23 protein-coding genes and 4 pseudogenes are annotated in these 23,509 nt (G+C 67.1%); 6 read left to right on the forward strand and 21 right to left on the reverse strand.

Features of this window, described 5'->3' with window-relative positions:
- The first annotated feature begins 87 nt into the window (after positions 1 to 87).
- The 3 genes and pseudogenes from nhaA (at position 88) to N0A20_RS14165 (ending at position 3,915) form a co-directional block, all read left to right on the forward strand.
- Positions 88 to 1,375 (forward strand): annotated as a pseudogene (gene nhaA, locus N0A20_RS14155) (Na+/H+ antiporter NhaA).
- A complete protein-coding gene (locus tag N0A20_RS14160; RefSeq protein ID WP_260580997.1) occupies positions 1,372 to 3,012 on the forward strand; it encodes a hypothetical protein in 1,641 nt (546 codons plus the stop codon). The pseudogene nhaA and the gene N0A20_RS14160 overlap by 4 nt, the downstream one beginning before the upstream one ends.
- A 138-nt stretch (positions 3,013 to 3,150) precedes the next feature.
- Complete coding sequence (locus N0A20_RS14165; protein WP_260580998.1) at positions 3,151 to 3,915, forward strand: tryptophan 2,3-dioxygenase family protein; 765 nt, start codon at positions 3,151 to 3,153, stop codon at positions 3,913 to 3,915.
- Positions 3,916 to 3,926: 11 nt separating this feature from the next.
- Here N0A20_RS14165 and N0A20_RS20775 read toward each other — a convergent pair whose 3' ends face one another.
- Positions 3,927 to 4,064 carry a hypothetical protein gene (locus tag N0A20_RS20775; protein WP_409574687.1) on the reverse strand — a complete coding sequence of 46 codons (138 nt, stop codon included), beginning with the start codon at positions 4,062 to 4,064 and terminating at the stop codon, positions 3,927 to 3,929.
- Positions 4,016 to 5,678, reverse strand: a pseudogene (locus N0A20_RS14170) (N-acyl-D-amino-acid deacylase family protein). The gene N0A20_RS20775 and the pseudogene N0A20_RS14170 overlap by 49 nt, the downstream one beginning before the upstream one ends.
- A 102-nt stretch (positions 5,679 to 5,780) precedes the next feature.
- Here N0A20_RS14170 and N0A20_RS14175 point away from each other — a divergent pair.
- Positions 5,781 to 6,092, forward strand: a complete 312-nt coding sequence (locus tag N0A20_RS14175) for an alkylphosphonate utilization protein (protein ID WP_260580999.1) — start codon at positions 5,781 to 5,783, stop codon at positions 6,090 to 6,092.
- 121 nt (positions 6,093 to 6,213) lie between these two features.
- Here the strand turns inward: N0A20_RS14175 and N0A20_RS14180 are convergent, their stop codons facing one another.
- From N0A20_RS14180 to N0A20_RS14215, 8 genes are all read right to left on the reverse strand, one after another.
- Positions 6,214 to 7,509 (reverse strand): acyl-CoA dehydrogenase family protein, encoded by a 1,296-nt coding sequence (locus N0A20_RS14180; protein WP_260581000.1) that lies wholly within the window; start codon positions 7,507 to 7,509, stop codon positions 6,214 to 6,216.
- A 96-nt stretch (positions 7,510 to 7,605) separates the two neighbouring features.
- Entirely contained in the window at positions 7,606 to 8,448 is an 843-nt protein-coding gene (locus N0A20_RS14185) for a TIGR04222 domain-containing membrane protein (RefSeq protein WP_260581001.1), read from the reverse strand.
- A gap of 16 nt (positions 8,449 to 8,464) precedes the next feature.
- Positions 8,465 to 8,731 (reverse strand): hypothetical protein, encoded by a 267-nt coding sequence (locus N0A20_RS14190; RefSeq protein WP_260581002.1) that lies wholly within the window; start codon positions 8,729 to 8,731, stop codon positions 8,465 to 8,467.
- Positions 8,732 to 8,784: 53 nt separating this feature from the next.
- Entirely contained in the window at positions 8,785 to 9,021 is a 237-nt protein-coding gene (locus tag N0A20_RS14195; RefSeq protein WP_260581003.1) for a hypothetical protein, read from the reverse strand.
- Positions 9,018 to 9,503, reverse strand: coding sequence for a DUF6285 domain-containing protein (locus N0A20_RS14200; RefSeq protein WP_260581004.1), 486 nt, complete (start codon positions 9,501 to 9,503; stop codon positions 9,018 to 9,020). Before N0A20_RS14200 ends, N0A20_RS14195 begins: the two co-directional genes overlap by 4 nt.
- 145 nt (positions 9,504 to 9,648) lie before the next feature.
- Positions 9,649 to 10,350 (reverse strand): phosphotransferase family protein, encoded by a 702-nt coding sequence (locus N0A20_RS14205; protein ID WP_260581005.1) that lies wholly within the window; start codon positions 10,348 to 10,350, stop codon positions 9,649 to 9,651.
- A 78-nt stretch (positions 10,351 to 10,428) separates the two neighbouring features.
- Positions 10,429 to 11,247 carry an energy transducer TonB gene (locus tag N0A20_RS14210; protein WP_260581006.1) on the reverse strand — a complete coding sequence of 273 codons (819 nt, stop codon included), beginning with the start codon at positions 11,245 to 11,247 and terminating at the stop codon, positions 10,429 to 10,431.
- A gap of 144 nt (positions 11,248 to 11,391) precedes the next feature.
- Positions 11,392 to 12,042, reverse strand: coding sequence for a hypothetical protein (locus N0A20_RS14215; RefSeq protein ID WP_260581007.1), 651 nt, complete (start codon positions 12,040 to 12,042; stop codon positions 11,392 to 11,394).
- A 101-nt stretch (positions 12,043 to 12,143) separates the two neighbouring features.
- Between N0A20_RS14215 and N0A20_RS14220 the strand changes: the two genes are divergently transcribed.
- Complete coding sequence (locus tag N0A20_RS14220; RefSeq protein WP_260581008.1) at positions 12,144 to 12,977, forward strand: energy transducer TonB; 834 nt, start codon at positions 12,144 to 12,146, stop codon at positions 12,975 to 12,977.
- A gap of 7 nt (positions 12,978 to 12,984) precedes the next feature.
- Here N0A20_RS14220 and N0A20_RS14225 read toward each other — a convergent pair whose 3' ends face one another.
- Both N0A20_RS14225 and N0A20_RS14230 read right to left on the reverse strand, forming a co-directional pair.
- A complete protein-coding gene (locus N0A20_RS14225; protein ID WP_260581009.1) occupies positions 12,985 to 13,767 on the reverse strand; it encodes an enoyl-CoA hydratase in 783 nt (260 codons plus the stop codon).
- On the reverse strand, positions 13,767 to 14,174 hold the full coding sequence (locus tag N0A20_RS14230) for a cupin-like domain-containing protein (protein ID WP_260581010.1): 408 nt from the start codon (positions 14,172 to 14,174) through the stop codon (positions 13,767 to 13,769). The genes N0A20_RS14225 and N0A20_RS14230 overlap by 1 nt, the downstream gene beginning before the upstream one ends.
- Positions 14,175 to 14,301: 127 nt before the next feature.
- On the opposite strand from N0A20_RS14230, the gene N0A20_RS14235 reads away from it, so the two are divergent.
- Positions 14,302 to 14,799 (forward strand): hypothetical protein, encoded by a 498-nt coding sequence (locus tag N0A20_RS14235; RefSeq protein ID WP_260581011.1) that lies wholly within the window; start codon positions 14,302 to 14,304, stop codon positions 14,797 to 14,799.
- A gap of 14 nt (positions 14,800 to 14,813) precedes the next feature.
- On the opposite strand, the gene N0A20_RS14240 is transcribed toward N0A20_RS14235, so the two are convergent.
- The 9 genes and pseudogenes from N0A20_RS14240 to N0A20_RS14280 form a co-directional block, all read right to left on the reverse strand.
- A complete protein-coding gene (locus tag N0A20_RS14240) occupies positions 14,814 to 15,605 on the reverse strand; it encodes a serine hydrolase domain-containing protein (protein WP_260581012.1) in 792 nt (263 codons plus the stop codon).
- The gene (locus N0A20_RS14245) at positions 15,577 to 16,089 is read right to left on the reverse strand and encodes a serine hydrolase (protein WP_260581013.1); all 513 of its coding nucleotides are present in this window, start codon (positions 16,087 to 16,089) and stop codon (positions 15,577 to 15,579) included. The genes N0A20_RS14240 and N0A20_RS14245 overlap by 29 nt, the downstream gene beginning before the upstream one ends.
- Before the next feature lie 203 nt (positions 16,090 to 16,292).
- On the reverse strand, positions 16,293 to 17,222 hold the full coding sequence (locus N0A20_RS14250; protein WP_260581014.1) for an electron transfer flavoprotein subunit alpha/FixB family protein: 930 nt from the start codon (positions 17,220 to 17,222) through the stop codon (positions 16,293 to 16,295).
- A 118-nt stretch (positions 17,223 to 17,340) separates the two neighbouring features.
- Positions 17,341 to 18,090 (reverse strand): electron transfer flavoprotein subunit beta/FixA family protein, encoded by a 750-nt coding sequence (locus tag N0A20_RS14255; protein WP_260581015.1) that lies wholly within the window; start codon positions 18,088 to 18,090, stop codon positions 17,341 to 17,343.
- A gap of 272 nt (positions 18,091 to 18,362) precedes the next feature.
- Positions 18,363 to 19,573, reverse strand: a pseudogene (gene sucC / locus N0A20_RS14260) (ADP-forming succinate--CoA ligase subunit beta).
- A 125-nt stretch (positions 19,574 to 19,698) separates the two neighbouring features.
- Complete coding sequence (locus N0A20_RS14265; protein ID WP_260581016.1) at positions 19,699 to 20,010, reverse strand: hypothetical protein; 312 nt, start codon at positions 20,008 to 20,010, stop codon at positions 19,699 to 19,701.
- Positions 20,011 to 20,014: 4 nt separating this feature from the next.
- A complete protein-coding gene (gene bla / locus N0A20_RS14270; protein WP_260581017.1) occupies positions 20,015 to 21,157 on the reverse strand; it encodes a class A beta-lactamase in 1,143 nt (380 codons plus the stop codon).
- 147 nt (positions 21,158 to 21,304) lie between these two features.
- Positions 21,305 to 21,802 carry a peptide-methionine (S)-S-oxide reductase MsrA gene (gene msrA, locus N0A20_RS14275; RefSeq protein ID WP_260581018.1) on the reverse strand — a complete coding sequence of 166 codons (498 nt, stop codon included), beginning with the start codon at positions 21,800 to 21,802 and terminating at the stop codon, positions 21,305 to 21,307.
- A gap of 473 nt (positions 21,803 to 22,275) precedes the next feature.
- Positions 22,276 to 23,489, reverse strand: a pseudogene (locus N0A20_RS14280) (pyridoxal phosphate-dependent aminotransferase).
- Positions 23,490 to 23,509 lie beyond the last annotated feature (20 nt).

Raw genomic sequence — 23,509 nt, forward strand, 5'->3', positions numbered from 1 at the left:
CCGTCAATAGTTGCCGATGACCAGTAAAAAGGCAGGCAGCGGACAAAAGGGTGACGCCGCAAACACCGCGCGCTAGGAGGGCGTCCGATGACCCGTCGCCCGTCCAGCCCCAGCGCCCTGCGTGATTTCCTCGCAAGCGAGAGCGCTAGGCGGCATGCTCCTGATCGCCGCCGCGGCGCTCGCAATGATCGTCGCCAATTCCATGCTCGGCGAGAGCTATCATGATGCCATCCACGCGGTGACCGGCCCGGTGCTGTCGGACAAGCTCGGGCCGATGACGGTGCATCTGTGGATCAACGACGGGCTGATGGCGATCTTCTTCCTGCTCGTCGGGCTGGAGATCAAGCGCGAGTTCGTCGATGGCCGGCTCGCGAGCTGGGACCGGCGGCGGCTGCCCTTCATCGCGGCGGCGGCGGGCATGGCGGCGCCCGCGCTGATCTACATGGCTCTCGCCGGGGGCACGCCGGGCCTCGCGCGGGGCTGGGCGATCCCCGCCGCGACCGACATCGCCTTCGCGATCGGGGTGCTCGCCCTGCTCGGCAAGCGGGCGCCGACCTCGCTCAAGCTCTTCCTCGTCACCGTCGCGATCGTCGACGATATGGGCGCGGTCGCGATCATCGCGCTCTTCTATACGGCAGAGATCGACCTCGTTGCGCTCGCCGCGGCAGCGGCCGTGCTCGGCGCGATGTTCGCCCTTGGCCGGTTCGGCGTCAAAAGCCTGCCCGCCTATCTGCTGCTGTTCGTGCTGCTGTGGTATGCGATGCTGCTGTCGGGCGTCCATGCGACGATCGCGGGCGTGCTCACAGCGATGGCAATTCCCTTCGAGCGCACGCCTGGCGCCCCGGACAGCGCGACCTCGCCGCTGCACCGGCTCGAACATGCGCTGCACCCCTGGGTCGCCTTCGCCATCGTGCCCCTGTTCGGTTTCGCCAATGCCGGGGTCGATCTTTCGGGCCTGACCGCCGAGCAGCTTTTCGCGCCCCTTCCCCTCGGCATCGCGGCGGGGCTGTTCCTCGGCAAGCAGATCGGCATTTTCGGGAGCGTCTGGCTCAGCGTCAAATGGGGCATCGCGGGCAAGCTGCGCGGCGCGACCTGGCTGCAAGTCTATGGCGTGTCCTTGCTCTGCGGCATCGGTTTCACGATGAGCCTGTTCATCGGCAGCCTCGCCTTTCCCGGCGATCCCCGGTTGATCGAAGAGGCGAAGATCGGGATCCTGACGGGATCGCTGGTCGCCGCGCTCGCCGGCTATGCGGTGTTGCGGCTTGCCCCATTGCACCCGCGGCACGACGCGGTAGAAGCCGCGTCGGACCGGGAAATCGCCGCCGATGGCGACGTCGGCGACACCTGCGAAGCCGAAGGACATATGACCGCATGATGCGCCCGCTGCGCTTGCCCCTGTTCGCCTTGCTGACCGCCGCCGCGCTGTCGGGCTGCTATGCGCTCGACCCCGAAATGAAGCGCAGCGTCGAAGCGCGCAAGGAACAGTCGCGCGCGCCGAACGCCGATCCGGTGCCCGCAGCCGCCGCACCGACCGCCGCGGCATCGGTGCCCGAGGTCGATGTGCGCCGGGTCGAGGTCGTGCCCGGCATGACCGCGCTGCCGCCGCCATCGGGCGCCCCCGCGGCGGCCCGGACGGAGAGCGGCGAACCGCGCGCGACGATCGTTCCCGGCCTGACCGCCTTGCCGCCGCCGTCGGGATCGTCCCCCGACCTGCCGCCCCCGCCCGCCCCCGCCGCCGACTGGCCGGTGCGCGCCGCGGCGACCGACCCCGCCACCGCCGCGCTCGCCGGGCAGACCGTCGACGCGATCGCGACCGCCTATGTTTCGCTGAGCCTCGAGATCGGGACGCACGAGAAGGGCTATATCGACGCCTATTACGGGCCGCAGGGGCTGATGGACGCCTCGATCGCTGCGCCGCGCGACCAGAAGGCGCTGCTCGTTTCGACCCGCCAGCTGATGGCGAAGCTCGAAGAGATCGCGCCCGACCTGTCCGACCCGATCGAGCGCCAGCGCCGCGCCTTCCTCGCCGCGCAGCTCCGCGCCGCCGAGACGCGGCTGATGATGATGGGCGGCGCGCGCTTCTCCTTCGCCGAGGAGGCCGAACGATTGTTCGGCGTGCGCCCGGTGCTGCGCCCGCTCGCAAGCTATGACGGCGCGCTCGCGACGGTCGACGCGCTCGTCCCCGGCGAAGGCCCGCTGGCGACGCGGGTCGAGGCCTATCTCGACCGCTTCACGATCCCCAAGGACCGGTTGCAGCGCGTGTTCGACGCCGCCATCTCGCGCTGCCGCGGCCGCACCGTTGCGCATGTCGCGCTGGCGCCGGGCGACAGTTTCGAGCTGCAGTTCGTCACCGGCAAGAGCTGGAGCGGCTATAATTATTACCAGGGCGGCTATCACAGCATCATCCAGGTCAACACCGACCTGCCGATCCGCCTGTCGCGCGCGCTCGACCTCGGCTGTCACGAGGGCTATCCGGGGCATCATCTGCTCAACATGAAGCTCGAGGAGCAGATGGTGAAGGGGCGCGGCTGGATCGAGTTCAGCGTCTATCCGCTCTACAGCCCGCAGAGCCTGATCGCCGAGGGCACCGCCAATTACGGCATCGACCTCGCCTTCCCCGGCCAGACGCGCCCCGACACCGAGCGCGACGTACTGATGCCGCTCGCCGGGATCGAGCCGCCGTCGGACGACCGTTACTGGCAGTTGCTCGACGCGATGAAGGCGCTGACCGGGGCGCGGCTGACGATCGCGCAGCAATATCTCGACGGCGCAATCGACCGTCCGACCGCCGTCGCGCTGACCGAAAAATATCTGCTCGTCTCGCCCGCCCGCGCCGAACAGTCGGTCGCCTTCACCGACCAGTATCGCAGCTATGTGATCAATTACGGCCTCGGCGAGGAGATCGTGCGCGCCTATATCGAGCGCGGCGATCCCGACCGCGACGAGATCTGGCGCCGCTTCGCGCTGATCATCGGCGAGCCGACGCTGCCGTCGGACCTGCTCGCGCGGTGAGTACGGCACCGGCCCTGCTCTGGCTCGGCCAGTCGGGTTCGCCCCGCCGCCCGCGCGGCGGGGGTGATGCCGCGCGGTTGAGCCTTTGGCGCGCCCGCGCCGATCGTTCCTCCGTGCCATTTTGCAAGGGATAAGCCCATGCTCGACAAGACCGACCTCCACGCCCGCCTCGAAGCCCCCGTGATGAAGGATTATGGCGTCTACCTCGCCGTCGACCGCCTGCTCGACTGCCAGAAACCGCTTGCCAGTCTCGCCACCCCCGACGAATTGCAGTTCCAGATCGTCCATCAGGTCGAGGAATTGTGGATGAAGCTCGCCGCCTTCACGCTTGGGGAGATCGACGGCCTGCTCGCCGAAGGACAGATCATGCGCGCGCTGACCCTGTTCGGCCGCGTCCATATGCTGCTGCGCATGATGACCGAACAGCTCGCGCTGATCGAGACGATGAGCCCCTATGACTATCAGGCGATCCGGCTCCAGCTCGGCAACGGATCGGGGCAGGAAAGTCCGGGTTTCCAGCTGCTGCTGACGCTGCCCGCACCGCTGTGGGAGCGCTACCGCGCGCTCTATCTCGAACCCACCGGTCGCGCCCTCGCCGATATCTACGACACCGGCTATGTGCATGACGAAGCCTATATGGTCGCCGAGGCGCTGATCGAATTCGACGAGCTGTTCCAGAAATTCCGCGCCCACCACATCTACCTCGTCCACCGCTCGATCGGCATGGGATCGAAGGCGATCAGCGGCCGCGCGGTCGATCTGCTCGACGCGGGCGCGCGCCACCGCTTCTTCCCCGAACTCTGGGCGGTGCGCGCCGCGATGACCGACCGCTGGGGCGCCGAATATGGCGTCAAGCGGCCGAGCATCCGCCACGGCGATGCGGGGCATGGGAGCGGGCTTTAGCGCGCGGCGGCCTATTCCGCCGCCATCGCCAATTCGACGCGCTGCGGCCCGCGGATCACGCCGCCGGGGGTCGGCCCCTGCATTGCGCCGTCGCGGAAGGTCACCTCTCCCGACTTGATCGTCGCGACATAGCCGTCGGCCTTCTGCAACAGCCGCTTGCCGCCGCGACGGGCAGGTCGAAGGCGAGCCAGGGCTTGCCAAGCCTCACGCGCTCGAAATCGATCACATTGAGATCGGCGAGATAGCCCGGCGCGACGAGGCCGCGATCCTCGAGCCCATAGAGCAGCGCCGTGTCGCGGCACTGGCGCTTGATCGCGCGTTCGAGCGGAATGCGGCGGCCGCGCTTGCGATCGCGCACCCAGTGCTGGAGCATGAAGGTCGGCGACGCGGCGTCGCAGATCGTCCCGCAATGCGCGCCGCCGTCGGACAGGCTGTTCACCGTGTCGCCCGCGTCCTGCAGCGCTTCGAGGAAGTCGAGATTGCCGTCGGCATAGTTGAGGATCGGCAGATAGGCGAAGCCGGCCGCGTCGTCGCGGCAGAGCAGGTCATAGGCATATTCGGCCGGATCGACCCCGGCGGCGGCGGCGCGCGCGGCGATGCTGGCATCGGGACCGGGCTCATAGTCGAAATCCGCGTCCATCTCGAACTGCATCGTCCAGCCGCCCGCGACGACCATCAGCAGGCCCATGATGTCCTGCGGCGCGCCGGTGAAGTCGTTTTCTTCCGACAAGAGCCGCGCCTTGAACATGGGGTCGAGCAGCTTCGCCTTCTGCTCCTCCCACGAAAGGTCGGCAATCGCCTGCCACGACTTGCGGAAGCGGAAGGGATGCACCGTGCCGCGCCACGCCATGATGATGCCGTTGCCGCGCAGCGCGATCTGCGCGACGATGTTCGCTCCCTTCGCATTTTCGGCGCGCATCCGTTCGATCTGTTCGTCGAGCGGCTGTTCCTTGGCGATCGACTGGAGCGCGGCGAAGGTCACCGGCAGGCCGGTTTCGCGGCTGAGTTTCCCCATCCAGTCGAACTCGTTCCATTCGCGGTTGAGGTCGCTCGCCATTTCGAACACGCCGTATCCGACGCGGCCCATCGCGCGGCCGATCTCGATCAGTTCCTCTGCGGTCGCGGTGGTGCCGGGGACGACCTCGCCGTCGACCGACTTGTGGATGACGGTGCGGCTGGTCGAGAAACCGAGCGCGCTCGGCGCGGACGCCTTCCTCGACGATGCGCGACATTTCGGCGATGTCCTCGGCGGTCGGCACCGCCCCCGGCTGTTCGCGGTCGCCGAGCACATAGGCGCGCACCGCGCCGTGCGGGACGTGACAGGCGACGTCGATCGTACGCGGCAGTTTTTCGAGCGCGTCCATATATTCGGGGAAGGTCTCCCAGTCCCACGACATGCCTTCGGCGAGCGCGGTGCCGGGGATGTCCTCGACCCCTTCCATCAGGCCGATCAGCCAGTCATGCCGGTCGGGCCGCGCGGGCGCGAAGCCGACGCCGCAATTGCCCATCACGACGGTGGTGACGCCGTGCCAGCTCGACGGCGCCATTTCGGCATCCCACGTCGCCTGGCCGTCGTAATGGGTGTGGACGTCGACGAAACCGGGGGTGACGATCTTGCCCGCGGCGTCGATCTCCTCGCGGCCCGCGCCGAGATTCTGCCCGACCGCGACGATGCGGTCGCCGTCGATCGCGACATCGGCGACAAAGGCTTCGCCGCCCGTTCCGTCGACGACCGTGCCGCCGCGAATCACCAGATCATGCATGTCCGCTCTCCCGATTTTTTGGTTTCAGGGAGAAACCTATCATGGAATGGCGATATGCCAAGGGCCTTGACCCCGCCTCCGCCCGGGCGCAGGGGACGCCGCATGAGCAACGACGACGAAGACTATGTCTATGACGAGGCGAGCGGCGAATGGCTGCCCGCCAGCGAAGCCCGCGCGCGCGCCGAAGCCGCCAACGCGCTGCCCGAAGCGAAGGACGCGGTCGGCAATGTGCTGAGCGACGGCGATTCGGTGGTGCTGATCAAGGACCTGCCGGTGAAGGGCGCGGGGCAGACGCTGAAGGTCGGCACCGTCATCAAGTCGATCCGCCTGACGGGCAACCCCGAGGAAATCGACTGCCGCTACGAAGGCATCAAGGGCCTCGTGCTGCGGACGGAGTTCGTGAAGAAGCGGTAGAGTTCCTCCCTTTTTATGGTGTGTCCCCGCGAAGGCGGGGACCCATCTCCTGTTGGTTCAAGATAGCACCGACCGGAGATGGTCCCCCGCCTTCGCGGGGGAGCACGACTTTATCTGATCCTCAAATCTTCCCCAGCGTCTCGCGCCGCGGCCCCAGATAGCCGAACAGATAGGCGGCGACCTTGCGCATCTGAATCTCCTCCGCGCCCTCGGTGATGCGATAGCGGCGGTGGTGGCGATAGATATGCTCGAAGGGCTTGTGGCGCGAATAGCCGATGCCGCCGTGCACCTGCATCGCGCGGTCGGCGGCCTCGCAGCACAGGCGGTTCGCCCAGTAATTGCACATGCTGACCTTGTCGGAGAGGCGATGCTCGACCTCCTTGTGCGGCATATTGTCCATTTCCCATGCCGTCTTGCGGATGAGGAGGCGCAGCATATCGGCCTGCGTCGCCAGTTCGACGAGCGGGAACTGGATCGCCTGATTCTTCGCCAGCGCTTCGCCGAACGGCTTGCGCTCCCGCGCATATCGCACGCTTTCCTCGATGCAATAGACCGCCGCGCCCAGCGATGACGCCGCCTGGCGGATGCGGTTCTGGTGCACGAAGCTCTGCGCGATCGACAGGCCGCCATCGACCGGGCCGAGCCGCGCGCTGTCGGGCACCCAGACATCGGTGAAGCTGACGCGCGGATGGTCGGTCGGCATGTTGAAGGTCCACAGATATTCCTCGATCACCAGCCCCGGCGAAGGATTGGGAACGAGCAGGCAGGTGATGCCCTTGGCGCTGCCGTCCTCGCCGCTGGTGCGGCAGAAGGTCGCGCAGTGGGTCGCGACGTGCATGCCGGTCGTCCACATCTTCTCGCCGTTGATCCGCCAGCCCTCGACGCCATCGCGCGTCTCGCGCACTGCGCGCGTTTCCATGTGGGTGGCGTCGCTGCCATGCTCGGGCTCGGTCAGGCCGAAGGCGGTGCGGCGTTTCCCCTCGAAGCCGCCGAGAATGAATTCCTGCTTCTGCTCCTCGCTCGTCGCGAACTGTTCGAACATTTCGACGAAGGGGAAATTGCCGACGATGCTGTGCTCGTTCTGTAGGTCGTTGTGGAGGCCGAGACCCTTGGCGGCGAAATGCTCGCGGATCACCGCCATCCACAGATTCGATCCGTCCTTGCCGCCATATTTCTTCGGCGCGGAAAAGCGCCAGTGGCCCGCGGCATCGGCCAGCCGCGTCGCCTGCTTCAGCAACGCCTCCCACTCGTGGCGCGGCAGGCCCTGATTGTCCCAGTCGGTGCGGGCGTGCTCGCGGCGGTGGTCGAAGAAGCGGATATTGTCGTGGGCATTTTCGAGCGGCTTGATCTCCGCCTCGATGAAGGCATCGAGTTCGTCCAGATAGGCCTGCAGGTCGGCTGGAACCGCAAAATCCATGTCTCTCTCCCTTGGCTTGTCGCCTTGCCTTGCCAGTGTTCGGCAGGCGGCAAAAGGGCAATATGCTTCGCTGGCTAATCTTTTCCGGCTCGAGCATCAGTCCCCGCCCCCGCCGCATCCGCCACAGCCGCTGCTGCCGCACCCGCTGTCGCCGCTGCTGCATCCGCTGCTCGAACTGCTGTCGCTGGACCAGCCACCGCTGTCGTTGGCCGGCGCGCGCATCAGGTGGAAGGCGGCGAAGGCCGAACCCGCGAGCACGGCGGGACCGAACAGCGCCACCGCGAGGTCGTTCTCGCGCGTCGTCGGCGCCCGGCGCAGCCGGTCGTGCTGGCGGCGCGCGGCCTTGAGCGCGGCGCGCCCGGCGCGCGTCTGGTCATCGACCGTGGCCCAGCGGATGAAACCGCAAACGAAGGTGATGAAGAGCAGAACGGCGAGGAACAGCACCGGCTTGCCGCGCGCCAGCCCGACCAGCAGCTTGAGCGCGCCCAGTCCGAAAAGCAGGATATAGGGCGACGCCGCCAGCAGCGCGAGCCGGCTGCGTTCGCCGGCATCGAGCAGCAGGCCGCCCGACACCAGCCGCCGTTCGAGGATCTGCGCCTCGGGCCGCAACACGCGCAGCACATCGGCCCAGCCGAACGGCGAGGCCAGCGCAAGCACCGGGCGATCGCTCGCCAGCGCGGCCTGGCCCGAGCCGTGCCGGAAGGTCCGTCCGTCCTCCAGTTCGAGCGCGCCGTTCGACAGCAGCCGCGCCGCGACCCCCTCGGCGAAACGCGTCTCGCGCCCGGCCAGATAGGCGAGGCTGTCGGCATCGGCCACCGGCTGCGCCCGCCCCGACGGACGGAACAGCCGCGGCAGGATCAGCCCCAGCACCATCGCGACGGGCAGCGCCATCAGATAGGCGGCGATGAAGGTCGGCCCATCCCAGTTCAACGGATTCATCGCATGCGCCTCCCGCTCATGTCAGCCAATGGAGCGCGACCCCGCCTCCCACTATCACGGCGGCGATCAGCAAGCCAAGCCGCACGCGGCGCTTCGGCACGATCCACACATCATTCAGCGCCACCCGCCGCGTCCGCGGGTCGACATGAAACCGCTGCCAGCCCGATGGCCAGATCGCGGCGGGCGGAATCTCGCCGAACAACCGTTCGTAGTTCGCCAGCGTTTCGGCATAGAGCGTGAAATATTGCGCGCCTTCCTCCCTGCCGCCGCATGGTCGGGCCATGATGGAGCGGCGCCTTCAACACCTCGCCGCAGAGCCGGTCCCAATAGTCGCGGCTATAGGTCAGGTGCAGGTGCCATGCCTGATCGACCGCTTCGGACGGCACCGCCATATGGCCGCATGGTCATCGCGAGGAACAGGAAGCGGCGATATTCGTGCATCACCGCCGCCGCATGGTCCGCAGACCAGCCATGCTCGCGCGCGAGCTTCGCCTCGAAGGTCAGTGCCGCACCGGCGGGACCGACGCGATAATCGCGCAGAGCGATCCAGAGCGGATGCTCTGCGGCGCTCATCCACCCCAGCGCGTGCGCGCCGCGGCGAGCGCCGCATATTTGGGGCTGTCGACCGCGCATTTGTCGAGCACCGCGCGTCGCAACCGGGCGAGCAGGCCGGGTTCGGCGAGCGTCGTGGTGCCCGCCATCAGCGCCTCGGCGAGCGCCCGGTCCTCCGCACGCGTTCCGGCGTCGAGGTCGCGTATCACGATGCCCAGCGCGTTCATCGCAACGACCGCCTCGAACTTCGCATGCCCCTCGGCGTGCGGCTTGATCGCCCCTTCGATCCAGTCGCGCACCGCCTGCACGATTTCGCGGTTGGTCGGCTCGCCCACCGGCGCCGCCGTAGCGGGCGGCGAAGGAGGCAGCGCCCGCGCGCGCTCGGCTTCGGGCGCTTCCTCCTCCAGCAGCAGGATCAGGTCGAGTTCCTGCTCGGCGGTGCGCCGCCCGACCACGACGCGCTCGACGGTCGTGTCGGCGCCGCTGCGCCACGCCTGACCCATCTGCAGACATCCGAGCGCCCACCACAGGGTGCGATAGACGAGCCAGAAGCGGAAGCGCGCCGGATCGACCGGCGTGCCCCCCGCCGCCTCATAAGCCGCGAAATAGTCTTCGAGGCTGCCGACGCCGAACGCCGGCTTGTCGAGCCTAGCCGAAACGCCACACGGTCATGCAGCCGAAAGCGAGGTCCTCGTGCGCGTCACCGCGATGCGCGAGTTCCCAGTCGAGCACCACCGCGAGGCCGTCGCCGTCGACCATGATATTGCCCATGCGATAATCGCCATGGACGAGTACCGACGGTGCGGGGTCGGGCAGATGATCCTCGCACCATCTGATCGCCAGCGCGATCGCAGGCCGGTCGCCGCCATAGCTCAGGAAGCGCGACTTGAGCTCGGCGAGCGCCGCGGCGGTGTCCATGTGCGGGATCGCGTCGGGAATCGTCTCGGCCGGAATCGCATGGATGCGCGAGAGTTCGCGCCCCAGATCGGCGATCAGCGACGGCGGCGGCGCGGCGAGGATCTTCGCCGGGCTGACCTCGGCGATCACGCGCCGCATGACATAGCCGGTGCCCATGCCGTCGCCGTCGGCGAGCACCCCGACGACCTCGGGCGCCTTCACCCCCGCGTCGTGCGCCGCCATCACCAGCGCCGCCTCGGTCGGATGGCCATAGGGGCGCCCCTCCATATATTCGGCCGACGGTGCGCGCCGCAGCACATAAGGCATCCCCGTCCAGTCGAACGCCCAGCTTTCCATATTGGCGCCGCCCGACAGGCGGCCGAGCGCGGCGATGTCGCCGGGTCCGATGGCGCGGGTCATGAAGGCGGCGAGCGGGGCGGCGAGATCGGTCATTAGTTGCCGATGCTAAGTATTTCGGATCGCTGCAAGCCGTTTTCGGCTTTCAATGCGACAAGCAGGCCTGCCATGGCATCAGAACTGGAACCGGACCGAATTGACATAATAAGAGGCCAGCGGCTGGCCATCCTTGTCGAGTGCCGGTTCGAACCGCGCCCGCCGCATCACACCCTTGCAAACGGCGTCGTCGAACCCCTTGCTGTTGGTCGAACGCTGGATGTGGCACTCCGTCGGCTTGCCGTCGGGGCCGACCGACAGGCGAAAGCGGACGATGCCGGGCTGCGCCTTGGCGAGCATGTCGGCGGGATAATCGCCACTCTTCAGCCATTTCCCCGGATTGCCGACGGGCAAGGCCCATCGCGACAGCTCTCGGTGGCGCGCAACGTCGATACCCCAGTGGCTCAGCAATTCGTCGGTACAACTGCGCATCGCGGTGAAAGCGGCGTTCATCGGCCCGGTCTTCAGCCGCACCGGGGTACGCAGCGGGCGGCCGATGAGCAGGCTGGTCACCGCCGCCTCGTCGGCCTCGGTGACTGGCGTGTCAAACGTGGCGGAATAGCCATTTTCCCTGGCCGCCTCGGTCTCGGCGGCCGAATAGGGTTTCAGCCGCACCGAATCGCCGAAAATCCACGCGGGCTGGCCATCCTTGCCTGCGCCGATCGTGCCCGGAAAGTAGAGGATCTTCTGCTCGGGCAGGGCGCCGAAGGTGATGCTGGCGTCGCCCTTGTCGCGCTGCCCGCCGAACAGCGTCCCCGCGAGCGTCATGCGAAAGCTGGCCCCCGGCGAATCCTGTTCGAGCGACAACGTCACCTTCTGCTTGTCAGCGCCGAAGATACGCGCGAGGCGGCAATAATCGTCGGCATAATGGACATTCCACGGCGTCGCCGAGCGCAAGGCCGATCGGCGCCTTCTCGGCCGCCATCGACGGCATCGCAACGAGCAGCGGAGCGAGGCCCGCCATTCCCATCCTGCTTCCCATGGCGCGATCCTATCGCACTGTTTTAGGGGACGCAATCGGATGCGCGGGTCCGCCGCCGGTCAGCGCCGGAACCGGTCCCTGGCGCGCCTGTCGTGCCATTTCGCGGCGAAGTGGAGTCCCCAGGCCAGCGGCACCGCGGCGAGGAACCAGCCCATCGGCACGGTCTCGATCATCGCATCGCCGCCCAGATGCCCGAACAGCGCGAGCAGGATCACCGGCGCGATCACGACATAGACGCCGATCTGATACCAGTTGTGCCCGCTGCCCAGAGTCTGCGGATCGACCGGCAGCGGCGCGCGCGCCGCGACCGCCGCCTCGATCCCGTCGCGCCGCGTCCGCCAGCCGCCGATATAGTCCCACGCCTCGATGCCGACGGTGCCGGCCTCGACGATGAAGATCGCCAGCCCGATCGCCGGGCCATGCAGATGCTTCGCGATGCCGAGCGTGTCGAGCAGCCAGCCGCCGAGAAAGACCACCGCGAGCAGGCCGCCGACCGCCCACATCGCCTGCACCGGCAAGCCGGCGATCATCGCGTCGATATGGCTTTCGAGGTCTGCGCGCCACCGCGCGACCTCCTCCGCTTTCACCCCGCGCACCCGCCCGTCGCGGCCGCGATAGGCGGGCCCCGCTGGCGTATAGAGGAACCAGCGCTCGAACCGCCGGAGTTCGCCATCGCGGATCTGCCGCTCCTGATAGTCGCTCATGAACATGATGCCCGCCCCTTCGCGCGCCGTGTAGCGCGGCGGCGGTTACCGTCCCGATAATGATGCCCGCACTTGACGCGCCCGCCCGCTTTGCGGAAGCAGGCGCGATGGATAGCTTTTCCTTCAAGCCGTTCGTGCTGCCCGCCCTGCTGCTGTGCCAAGCCCCGGCGCATGCGGCCGACAGCCCCGTGCTCGCCCCCGCGACGCCGTGGAAGGTCGATTATGCCAAGGAGGAGTGTCGGCTGCTGCGCACCTTCGGCACCGGCGAGAATGCCGTGACGATGCGCCTCGCGCGCGGATCCGGTGTCCAGAGCTTCGACATGGTCATCGCCGGCACGAAGGTGCCCCGGCTCGGCGACGAGGTGAAGGTGACGATGAAACTCGAGCCGCAAGGCACACTCGCCGAATTCGACGGCTATTCGATGGGCGTGCCCAACCGGCCCGAAAAATTCATCCGCTGGTACGACGGAAGCCCCGAAATCCTCGCCGGCATCACCGACGACCAGCAGGTCCGGCTGCTGGCGGACAAGAAGCTCGACGTCGTGATGCGGTGGTCCGACGGCAAGGCCGCGCTTGCGGCATTGCAGACGTGCCACGACGACCTGCTCAAAAGCTGGGGCGCCAATATCGCCGAAATCCGCGCGCTGAAGGTGCAGCCGCAACCCATCGGTTCGCCGGGCCGCTGGGCCACCAACGCGGACTATCCGATGCGCGAGATGCATCGCGAAATCCAGGGCACGGTGACCTTCCAGCTCAAGCTCGACGCCACCGGCGCGGTCGAGAATTGCCTGATCCTGCTCAGTAGCGATTCGGCGGTGCTCGACGAGCAATCGTGCAAGCTGATGCGCCAGCGCGCGAAATTCAAACCCGCGCGCGACGCCAACGACAAGCCGGTGACGAGTTTCTACGTCAACCGCATCCGCTGGCAGATCCCGAAATAAACGCCGTTCACCCCGCGCGTTCGCGCCCGCGCTCCATCACCGCCTGCCGTCGCGCCTCGACTTCGTCGGCGCTGACCGCGCGGTTCGCCGCCGACGATCGTTCGGCCTCCAGCGCCATCGCTTCGCCGAACGGCAGCGCATAGCCGTCGTCGATCAGCGCCTTGTAGGCGCGCACCATGCCGGAATCGGCGCTCGCGATATCGCGCGCCAGCGCCTGCGCGGCGGGGAGCAGTTCGCCCGGCGCGACGACGCGGTTGACGAGCCCCCAGGCGCACGCCGTGTCGGCATCGAGGAAATTGCCCGTCAGCGACAATTCCTTGGCGCGCGAAATGCCGATCAGCCGCGGCAGTTTCTGCGACAGCCCCCAGCCGGGCATCACCCCGACGCGCGCATGGGTGTCGGCAAAGCGCGCATTGGTCGAGGCGATGCGGATGTCGCACGCCAGCGCGACCTCGAACCCGCCGGTGATCGCGACGCCATTGATCGCCCCGATCACCGGCTGCGGGCACAGCTCGATCGCCTTGACCGGATTCTCGTCGGCGGCGGTCGCATTGGCGGCGCCGAGGTTGCTCGTGTCGGCGCCGAGTTCCTTGAGGTCGAGTCCGGCGGTAAAGGCGCGTGTCCCCGCCCCGGTCAGCACGATCGCACGGATGCCCTCATCGGCGGCGACCGCGCGCATCGCGGCGGCGAGGTCGGCGCGCAGCGCCTTCGACAGCGCGTTCATCGCTTCGGGACGGTTGAGGGTGATGGTGGCGACGGCATCGTCGCGGGTGATGAGGACGAGGGACATCAGCCGATTTCTCCGTAAGAGGCATAATCCTCCACATGCGCATTGGAGCGGCGAAAGCTGGTGAAGCTCATGCTCGCCGACAGGTCGAGCGCCTCGACCTGGTGCCACCAGCCGACGGGGAGGAACACCGCCTCGCCGGGACCGATGATCGTTTCGAGCACCGGCGGCGTATCGGCATCGCCCTCGCCCGGCGGCAGCGCCTCATTGCCCCAGTCGGAAAAGCAGTGCTGGCTGTTCCGCATCCGCGCAAAGGCCCAGGGCGGCGCCATCCGCACACGCTTGCGGCCCAGCACCTGCACCAGCAGATTGTTGGTGAGGTCGTGGTGCCAGGGGGTGAGCGTCCCCCTCGGCCCCAGCCAGAAAAAGCCGTCGCGCGGCCGCGGATCGAGCAAGGCGATCGGCGCCATATCGTCCCACAAAGGGGGCCAGCGCCGCGGCGTTGGTGCCGCTGTTGTAGGCGGTGAGATAGACGTCGTTGCTCGGCTCGTCCTTGCGGAGCCAATCGATCATTTCGCCGAAGCGCACGCGGCGGCGGTGATCGTCCTTGGCGACTTCGTAATCGGGGTCGCGCTCGCGCTCGACCTGCGCCTCGACGACGGCATCGCCCGCGACCGCGGCGAAATGGTCGAGCGACCAGCGGGCGAGCGCGGGCCAATGATCGATCAGCCCGGTCAGCCTGGCGGGGCGGTTAGCCTCATAATGATATCGATAGAAGAAGCCGGGGTCGGGCTTGTCCAGCGTGTCGAGCGCGAAGCCGCCTTCGGCCTCGAAAGCGAGGCGCCGCTGGTTCGCAAACAGCCAGCTCTGCTTCGCCATCCGCGCCGCCTGCCGCCGCAGCATCGCCGCCATCGGGTCCTTGCCGAGGCGGTCGATCTCGTACTTCGCCGACGCCGCCGACACGCCCGCCGCGACGAGCCGTGCGAGCAGCGCGGCATCATCGTCCCCGGCGGCGAGCCCTTCGGCGAGCAGCGCGCGTTTGTCGGCCTGGGCCATGGCGAAATCTCCTGCGACGGCCCAAGGCTATGCCGATGACAGGAAGATGACAATCAGTCGCCGACCGGTCCTCGATAGTCCGGCCCGTACACCGCGGCGCGGAAATCGCGGTGGAGCGTGCCGTCATAGGGCACGGTCTGGACGAAAAAGACCGCGGTCAGCCGGTTGGCGGGATCGACCCAGAACAATGTCGAGGCCATGCCGTCCCAGAAATATTCCCCCGTCGCACCGCGGCTCTCCGCGGCGGTCAGCGGCTGGCCCTTGCGCACCGCGAAGTCGAACCCGAAACCGACATGGCCCTTGCTCGGCAGCCACGAGCGCTCGCCGATCGCGGGATCGAGCTGGTCGCTCGCCATCAGGCGGACGGTCGAGGGTTTGAGGATACGCTCGCCGTCCAGTTGCCCGTCGTTGAGCAGCATGCGCGCGAAACGCTGATAATCGTCGAGCGTCGAAGCAAGACCGAAGCCGCCGGGGGTCAGCTTGTGATCCTGGAAATTCAGCACCCGCGCGGTCGCGGCGTCCTGCTGCACCATCCTGCAGTCCTTCTTCTCGTACATGGCGGCGAAGCGCGGCAGCCGCGCATCGGGCTGGCGCCACGCGGTCTCGGTCATCTTCAGCGGTTCGAAGATATGCGCGCGGACATAATCGGCGAAGGGCTGGCCCGACAGTTTCTCGACCAGCGCCGCCTGCATATCGACCGCGATGCTATAGTCCCACTGCGTTCCGGGCTGGTACAGCAGCGGCACCGTCGCAAGGCGGCGGCTTGCTTCGGCCAGGTCAATGTCGAGCGCCAGCGGCGCGGCGGCGACATAAGCGTCATGCGCCGGCTGTCGGCCCGGCGCCATAAGCGAATCCTGCGGTGTGGCGCAGGATATCGCGGATGGTGATCGGCCGGTCAGCAGGCACATAGCGCGGCTGCCCCGCATCGTCCTTCCCCGCATAGACGCGCATGTTCGCATATTCGGGGAGATATTTCGCCAGCGGATCGTCGAGGCGGAACTTGCCCGCCTCCCAAAGCTGCATGAGCGCGACGCCGGTCACCGGCTTGGTCATCGAATAGATTTGCGCGATCGTGTCGCGGGCCATCGGGCGGTTCGCGGCGCGGTCGGCGAACCCCGCGCTGCCATAATAGACCTCGCGCCCGTCCTGCCACACCAGCGCCGAAACGCCACCGGCGCGATCGCTGGCGATCATCTGCGCCAGCGCCGCGTCGATGCGTTGCTTGTCGATCACCAGTGTTTGAGCCGCTGCGGAGGGTTTCGCGGCGATCGATGCGGGAAGGATTAGCGGCGCCAAGACCAGTGCCAGCGCGACAGTCAACTTACGCATCCGATCTCTCCCTGTTCGTATCCCCGCGAAGGCGGGGACCCATCTCCGGACGTCGCAACATGCCACCGGCAGAAGATGGGCTCCCGCCTTCGCGGGAGCCCAGGCGCTTTTATTTTTCGGTCTTGCTTGTACCTTCTGACCGCCAAAGAAAAAGGGCGGCCCCACCGGGACCGCCCTCTTGCATTCCTATTCGTGACCGAAGATCAGATCTTGCCGGTCAGTTCCGGCACTGCCGAGAACAGATCGGCGACGAGGCCGAAGTCGGCGACCTGGAAGATCGGCGCGTCCTCGTCCTTGTTGATCGCGACGATGGTCTTCGAATCCTTCATTCCGGCAAGGTGCTGGATCGCGCCCGAGATGCCGATCGCGAAGTAAACCTCCGGCGCGACGATCTTGCCCGTCTGGCCGACCTGATAGTCGTTGGGAACATAACCCGCGTCGACCGCGGCGCGGCTGGCGCCGAGCGCGGCGCCCAGCTTGTCGGCGAACGGCACGATGACTTCCTCGTACTTCTCGCTCGACCCCAGCGCGCGGCCGCCCGACACGATGATCTTCGCCGAGGTGAGCTCGGGACGATCCTGCTTGGCGATCTCGGCACCGACGAAGCTCGAAAGGCCGGCGTCGCCGCCCGCCGAGACGGCTTCCACGGTGCCCGAACCGCCGGTGCTGGCAGCCTTTTCGAAGGCGGTGCCGCGGACGGTGAGGACCAGCTTCGGATCCGAGCTTTCGACCGTCGCGATCGCATTGCCGGCGTAGATCGGGCGGGTGAAGCTCTTCTCGCCCTCGACCGACAGGATCTCGCTGATCTGCATGACGTCGAGCAAGGCGGCGACGCGCGGCGCGATATTCTTGCCCGTGGTCGTCGCGGGCGCGAGGAACGCATCATGGCTGGCCATCAGATCGGCGATCAGCGGCGCGACATTTTCGGGCAGGTTGTGACCGAAGGCGGCATTGTCGGCGACATGCACCTTGCCGACGCCGGCGATCTGCGCCGCGGCCTTGGCGACGCCGTCGACGCCCTCGCCGGCGACGAGCAGATGGACTTCGCCGAGCTTCGAGGCGGCGGTGACCACCGCGAGCGTGGCGTCCTTGACGGCGCTGCCGTCATGTTCGACCCAAACCAGAGTTTTCATATCTAGACTTCCTCTAATCCGTTCGGGCTGAGCCTGTCGAAGCCCTGCCCTTTCTTTCGACGTTTCCCGAAAAAGAACAGCCCTTCGACAAGCTCAGGGCGAACGGGGGTGGAGTGACTTAGCTGTGGACGCCAATCGCCTTGAGCTTGGCAACCAGTTCATCGACATCGGCGACCTTGACGCCGGCCGAGCGGGCGGCGGGTTCGCCGACCTTGACCACCTTCACCCGCGGGGTCGTGTCGACGCCGTAATCGGCGGGGGTCTTGGCATCGAGCGGCTTAGACTTCGCCTTCATGATGTTCGGCAGCGAGGCATAGCGCGGCTCGTTGAGGCGAAGATCGGTGGTGACGATCGCGGGAAGCTTCAGCTTCACCGTCTCGAGACCGCCGTCGACCTCGCGCGTCACATTGACGCTGTCGCCCTCGACATTGACGGCGCTGGCAAAGGTGCCCTGCGCCCAGCCGGTGAGCGCGGCGAGCATCTGGCCGGTCTGGTTGTTGTCGTCGTCGATCGCCTGCTTGCCGAGGATGACAAGGCCTGGCTGCTCGGCGTCGGCGATCGCCTTCAGAATCTTGGCGATCGCGAGCGGTTCGACCGCATCATCGGTCTGCACCAGGATCGCGCGGTCGGCGCCCATCGCCAGCGCGGTGCGCAGCGTTTCCTGCGCCTTGGCCGGGCCGACGCTAACCGCGACGATCTCGGTCGCGACGCCCTTTTCCTTGAGGCGGATCGCTTCCTCGACACCGATCTCGTCGAACGGGTTCATCGACATCTTCACATTCGCCAGGTCTACGCCCGTGCCGTCGGACTTCACCCGCGGCTTCACGTTGTAATCGAGCACCCGCTTCACGGGGACGAGGATTTTCATGGACTAAAAGCTCCTCTCAAAAATTGTGCACCGCGCCATAATTGGCGTTTACGTAAACGTCAACCAGCAGTCCCCTAAACCCCTTCTCCCTTGACGGGAGAAGGATAGGGAGCCTTATCGCCGCAGGCGATTAGGCGGACTTGGATGAGGGTGGGCGGCGCCTTGGCGCCGCGCGAGCCCGTGGCTCGCAACCCCTCACCCAGCTTCGACTAGGCGGCGAGCCGCCAAGTCTTCGCAACCCTCTCCCGCAAGGGGAGAGGGGTAGACTTCAATCACGCCGCCTTCTTGACCTCGGCGACGATCTTCTTGGCCGCATCGCCCAGATCGTTGGCGGCGACGATCGGCAGGCCCGAATTGGCCAGGATATCCTTGCCCTCCTGGACGTTGGTGCCTTCGAGGCGGACGACCAGCGGCACCGACAGATTCACTTCCTTCGCCGCCGCGACGATGCCGTCGGCGATGATGTCGCACTTCATGATACCGCCGAAGATGTTGACGAGGATGCCCTTCACGGCGGGGTCCTTGAGGATGATCTTGAACGCCGCGGTGACCTTTTCCTTGCTGGCGCCGCCGCCGACGTCGAGGAAATTGGCGGGGAATTCGCCGTTCAACTTGATGATGTCCATCGTCGCCATCGCGAGGCTTGGCTGCCATTGACCATGCAGCCGATGTTGCCGTCGAGCTTGATATAGGCGAGGTCATATTCCGACGCCTCGACCTCGGCCGGGTCTTCCTCGGTCAGGTCGCGCAGCTCGGCGATATCCTTGTGGCGGAACATCGCATTGCCGTCGAAGCCGAGCTTGGCGTCGAGGACGAGCAGCTCGTCGCCGTTGGCGCCTTCGCAAACCGCGAGCGGATTGATCTCGATCTGCTCGGCGTCGGTCGCGAGGAAGGCGTCATAAAGGCCCGACAGGACCTTGGCCGCCTGCTTGGCGAGGTCGCCCGACAGGCCGAGCGCCGCGGCGACGCTGCGCCCGTGATGCGGCATCAGGCCGGTCGCCGGGTCGACGGTGATGGTGTGGATCTTTTCCGGCGTGTCGTGCGCGACGGTTTCGATGTCCATGCCGCCCTCGGTCGAGGCGACGACCGCGATGCGGCTGGTGGCGCGGTCGACGAGCAGGGCGAGATAATATTCCTTTTTGATGTCGGCGCCGTCGGTGATGTAGAGGCGGTTGACCTGCTTGCCCGCTTCGCCGGTCTGGATCGTCACCAGCGTGTTGCCGAGCATTTCGCGCGCGTGGCTCTCGACTTCCTCGAGCGTCTTGGCGAGGCGGACGCCGCCCTTCGCGTCGGGGCCGAGTTCCTTGAACTTGCCCTTGCCGCGGCCGCCCGCGTGGATTTGCGACTTCACGACATAGAGCGGGCCGGGGAGCTGCTTCGCGGCTTCGACCGCTTCCTCGACACTCATCGCGGCGATGCCCTTGGGGATCGCAACGCCAAATTTCGCGAGCAGTTCTTTCGCCTGATATTCGTGGATGTTCATGGGGTCTGCCGGGCCTTTCGACTCTGGAGCGGGAGAAGATCGGCGCCGCCTAAGCACAAGTTAGGCGGCGTGGCTACCCCTGCGGCAACAAGAGATTCTATCGGCGAAAGCCGACGGCCTTTCCGTCAGCGCAAAGCGCAGATCGCCGCCGAGCTGGTCGACACCGCCAGGATCTCCGCATCCTTCAGCGCGCGCACCTTGTGCAGGAACTGGTCGAGCGACAGGTCGGTGATCCGCTTGTCCTTCAGGCTGCCGAGTGCCGACAGGCGGCGGAGCTGAAGCAGCGACAGCCGGTCGACCATGCGCTCGGCCATGCACGCCGACATCGCTTCCGAAAGCCCGGCATTGTGGAGGCCGTTGCGCAGCCGCGTCTCGGGCGTCGCGCAGCCGGCGAGCGCCAGCGCGGCGGCAGCCGGCACGAACAGCCATTTCTTCATCGCCTTACCTTCCATGAAATTCCGCGACCGCGCGCGACACCGACTGCATCGTCGCCATCCGGGCGGGCACCGGCGAGCTGGCCTCGCCCATCAGCACGACGATCGCATAGCGCGTGCCGTCGGGCGCGGTCGCGATGCCGATGTCGTTATAGCCGATGGTCATGCCCTTGTAATCCTGCCCGGTGCCGGTCTTGTGCAGGAAGGTCCAGCCGGCGGGCAGTCCGGCCTTGAGCCGCTGCGGCCCGCTCTTGGTCCGCGTCATCACGCCGAGCAGAAATTGCGTCGATTCGGGCGAGAGCAAGGTCCCGCGCGCCAGCCGGCCGAGCGCGCCGGCGATCGCCGCCGGGCTGGCGCCGTCGGGCGGATCGGCGCGATAGGCGTCCATCGCCGCCTTGCGCGTCGCTTCGGGCAGCGCGGCGCGCGCCGTCTGGAAATTGCGCGCGATCGAATAGCTCTGCTGCCACTTCAGCCCCGCGGCGCCGGCCTGGAGCAGCCGCTCGCCGGGGCCGAACCGAATGGCGCCCAGATCCTTCTTGCGGATGAAGGCGCGCACCGCGTCGGGACCGCCGACGGTCCGCAGCAGGCTGTCGTTCGCGGTATTGTCGCTCTGGGTGATCGCCGTTTCGATCAGTTCGCGGACGGTCATCGTCACCGAACCCGCGGCGCGGACGCGGTCGGCGAGCGGCTGGTGGAACAGGGTCAGATCCTCGGGGCCGATGCGGACTTTCTGGTCCATGCTGAGCTGGCCGTTGTCGACCGCGTCGAGCACGGTGAGCGTCACCCACAGCTTCGACACGCTCTGCTGCGGGAACAGTTCGTTGCCGCGCTGCGTCAGCAGCCATTCGCCGTCGATACGCTGCACCGCGATGCCGGTCTTGCCCGGAAACGCCTTCCATATCTGGAACAGCCGGTCGTCGAGACCCGGTGGCGGACGACGGAAACCGGGGTCGGCGGGGATTTGCGGCGCGGGCGTGGCGGCGTGCACCGGGGCCCCGATCGGAACGGTGACCGATTCCGTAGAACCGCGTACCGGCGCCAGCTGCGCGCGCGGCGTCGGTACGACCGCGGCGCTGCTGACGCACCCCGCCAGCACCGCCGAACCCATCACCATGGCAAGCACCGGCTTGCCCGAAACCTCAAATGTCATGCGAATCCCGACACGGCTCTCGACCGCCATTCCATCCCCCGGCCCGAATTGGCCGGTGGCGACCGTCCCGCAGCAGGCCGGCACGGGCCAGCCCTTTGCGACGAACGATTCCCTGCGCACGATAAGGCGCGGAACCTGTCGCCGCGATTAAGGGGCCGGGGTCGCCCGGATCCTGTCGGGGAAGAAGCGCTTGAGCGCCGCGACCCTGGGCGCGTCCCAGCGGACAATATAGCCGTGGGCGGGATTCCGCTTCATGAAATCCTGATGATAGGCCTCGGCCGGATAGAAGGTCTTGTAAGCCTCGATCGGCACGACGATCGGCCTGGCGAAATATTTGCCCTTGCCGATCTGCGCCAGATAGGCGGTCGCGACCTGTCGCTGGGTCGCGTCCATCGGCACGATCGCCGCGCGATATTGCGGACCGACGTCGGGCCCCTGGCGGTTCCTGAGCGTCGGGTCGGCGCCGACCGAAAAGAGGATGCGCAGCAAGGTGCCGTAGCTGACCTGGCCGGGATCATAGACGATGCGCACCGCCTCCGCATGGCCCGACTTGCCGTCGTGGGTCAGCTCGTATCTGGCGGTCGCCTTGCTGCCGCCATGATAGCCCGATTCGACCGAAATCACGCCCTTGACGTTCTGGAACACCCCTTCGATGCCCCAGAAACAGCCGCGCGACGAGCACCGCGGTTGCGCGTTTCGCTTTGACCGCGGGATCGAGCGCCGCGGCGGGCAGCTTGATCGCGGTCTCCGCACTCGCGGGCGCCGAGCGCGCATTGCGCGACCACGGCCGCGGCCAGCAACGCGCCGAATGCGCGCCGCACAGTCACAGCGCCATCGCGAGCGCCGGCTGCTGCGTCATCACGAAGACGGCGCCGATCGCGAAACCGGCGAGCATGGTCGGAAACCAGTCGGAGCGGAGCATGGAGAGCATCTTTGGGTCCTGTCATGTCTTCTGTTCGTGGCCGAAGCCCGATGGGTTGCACCGAAGGATATGACGCGCCCCGAGCCGTCCGTCAGTGACGGCGATCACCCTTAGGCGGCAGGCCTTACTTTCCGGTGAACCGGGTGGTTGTGCGGGGTTCAGCTTACCCCCTCCCGCAAGCGGGAGGGGAGCAGGGTCAGCTCAACGCCGCGCAGGCCTGCTGGATGCGCACGCAGGCTTCCTTCAGCACCGCTTCCGATGTCGCATAGGAAACGCGGAACAGCCGGCGACAGGCCGAACGCGCCGCCATGCACCGCCGCGACGCGCGCCGAATCGAGGAAATAGTCGATCAACGCCTCGTCCGTATCGATGACATGGCCCGAGGGGGTCTTCTTGCCCATGCAGTCCGACGCGTCGGGATAGACATAGAAGGCGCCGTCGGGCACCGGGCAGCTCAGCCCCGGCGCGTCGTTGAGCATCGCGACGACCACGTCGCGGCGCTTGCGGAACGCGGCGTTGCGGTCGTCGAGGAACTGCTGCGGCCCGCCCAATGCGGCGGCGGCGGCCGCCTGCGCGATCGAACAGGGGTTCGAGGTCGATTGCGACTGCAATTTGCCCATCGCCTTGATGATCCACAGCCGGCCCGCCCGCATAGCCGATGCGCCAGCCGGTCATCGCATAGGCCTTCGAACAGCCGTTCACGGTCAGGATGCGGTCGGCGAGGTCGGGGCAACGCTGCGCGAAGGTGGTGAAGGCGAAATCGGCGTACCAGACATGCTCGTACATATCGTCGGTCATCACCATGACGTGCGGATGGCGGCGGATCACCTCGCCCAGTGCGTCGAGTTCCTCGCCCGAATAGGCGGCGCCCGAGGGGTTCGACGGCGAGTTGAACATGACCCAGCGCGTCTTCCGGGTGATCGCCTTGTCGAGCTGTTCGGGGGTGATCTTGTAGCCCTGCGCCGCGGTGCCCTCGACGATCACCGGCGTGCCGCCGGCGAAGGCGACGATATCGGGGTAGCTGACCCAATAGGGCGCGGGGATGATCACCTCATCGCCCGGGTCGACCGTCGCGACGAGCGCGTTGAACAAAGTATGCTTGCCGCCGACATTGACCGTGATCTGGTCGAGCCCATAGTCGAGCCCGTTGTCGCGGCGGAACTTGCCGCGGATCGCTTCCTTCAGCGCGACGGTGCCGTCGACGAGCGTATATTTGGTCTGGCCGTTCCGGATCGCTTCGATCGCGGCTTCCTTGACGAAGTCCGGCGTGTCGAAATCGGGTTCGCCCGCCGACAGACCGATGACATCGACGCCCTCGGCTTTCAGCCTGGTCACCCGCGCGGTCATCGCCAGCGTCGCCGACGGCTGGATGCGGTTGAGGGCGGCGGAGACATGGGGCTTCAGCGACATGGTGCGGCTTTCCGTGGCTT

Origin of the sequence: Sphingopyxis sp. PET50, from assembly GCF_025244705.1 — a bacterium.
Classification (GTDB): domain Bacteria; phylum Pseudomonadota; class Alphaproteobacteria; order Sphingomonadales; family Sphingomonadaceae; genus Sphingopyxis.

Excerpts from the sequence above, each read along its gene's own strand:
- N0A20_RS14230 (WP_260581010.1), bottom strand. The coding sequence starts at position 14,174 with ATGGCGCCGATCGCCTTGCTCGATCCGCGGCCGCGCGACGGCTTTTTC.
- N0A20_RS14160 (WP_260580997.1), top strand. The coding sequence starts at position 1,372 with ATGATGCGCCCGCTGCGCTTGCCCCTGTTCGCCTTGCTGACCGCCGCC.
- N0A20_RS14190 (WP_260581002.1), bottom strand. The coding sequence starts at position 8,731 with ATGGCCCGACCATGCGGCGGCAGGGAGGAAGGCGCGCAATATTTCACG.
- N0A20_RS14205 (WP_260581005.1), bottom strand. The coding sequence starts at position 10,350 with ATGACCGATCTCGCCGCCCCGCTCGCCGCCTTCATGACCCGCGCCATC.
- N0A20_RS14165 (WP_260580998.1), top strand. The coding sequence starts at position 3,151 with ATGCTCGACAAGACCGACCTCCACGCCCGCCTCGAAGCCCCCGTGATG.
- N0A20_RS14265 (WP_260581016.1), bottom strand. The coding sequence starts at position 20,010 with ATGAAGAAATGGCTGTTCGTGCCGGCTGCCGCCGCGCTGGCGCTCGCC.
- N0A20_RS14245 (WP_260581013.1), bottom strand. The coding sequence starts at position 16,089 with ATGCGTAAGTTGACTGTCGCGCTGGCACTGGTCTTGGCGCCGCTAATC.
- N0A20_RS14200 (WP_260581004.1), bottom strand. The coding sequence starts at position 9,503 with ATGGGTCAGGCGTGGCGCAGCGGCGCCGACACGACCGTCGAGCGCGTC.
- N0A20_RS14195 (WP_260581003.1), bottom strand. The coding sequence starts at position 9,021 with ATGAGCGCCGCAGAGCATCCGCTCTGGATCGCTCTGCGCGATTATCGC.
- N0A20_RS14220 (WP_260581008.1), top strand. The coding sequence starts at position 12,144 with ATGGATAGCTTTTCCTTCAAGCCGTTCGTGCTGCCCGCCCTGCTGCTG.
- bla (WP_260581017.1), bottom strand. The coding sequence starts at position 21,157 with ATGACATTTGAGGTTTCGGGCAAGCCGGTGCTTGCCATGGTGATGGGT.
- N0A20_RS14180 (WP_260581000.1), bottom strand. The coding sequence starts at position 7,509 with ATGGATTTTGCGGTTCCAGCCGACCTGCAGGCCTATCTGGACGAACTC.
- N0A20_RS14250 (WP_260581014.1), bottom strand. The coding sequence starts at position 17,222 with ATGAAAACTCTGGTTTGGGTCGAACATGACGGCAGCGCCGTCAAGGAC.
- N0A20_RS14240 (WP_260581012.1), bottom strand. The coding sequence starts at position 15,605 with ATGGCGCCGGGCCGACAGCCGGCGCATGACGCTTATGTCGCCGCCGCG.
- N0A20_RS14215 (WP_260581007.1), bottom strand. The coding sequence starts at position 12,042 with ATGTTCATGAGCGACTATCAGGAGCGGCAGATCCGCGATGGCGAACTC.
- N0A20_RS14225 (WP_260581009.1), bottom strand. The coding sequence starts at position 13,767 with ATGTCCCTCGTCCTCATCACCCGCGACGATGCCGTCGCCACCATCACC.
- N0A20_RS14185 (WP_260581001.1), bottom strand. The coding sequence starts at position 8,448 with ATGAATCCGTTGAACTGGGATGGGCCGACCTTCATCGCCGCCTATCTG.
- N0A20_RS14175 (WP_260580999.1), top strand. The coding sequence starts at position 5,781 with ATGAGCAACGACGACGAAGACTATGTCTATGACGAGGCGAGCGGCGAA.
- N0A20_RS14255 (WP_260581015.1), bottom strand. The coding sequence starts at position 18,090 with ATGAAAATCCTCGTCCCCGTGAAGCGGGTGCTCGATTACAACGTGAAG.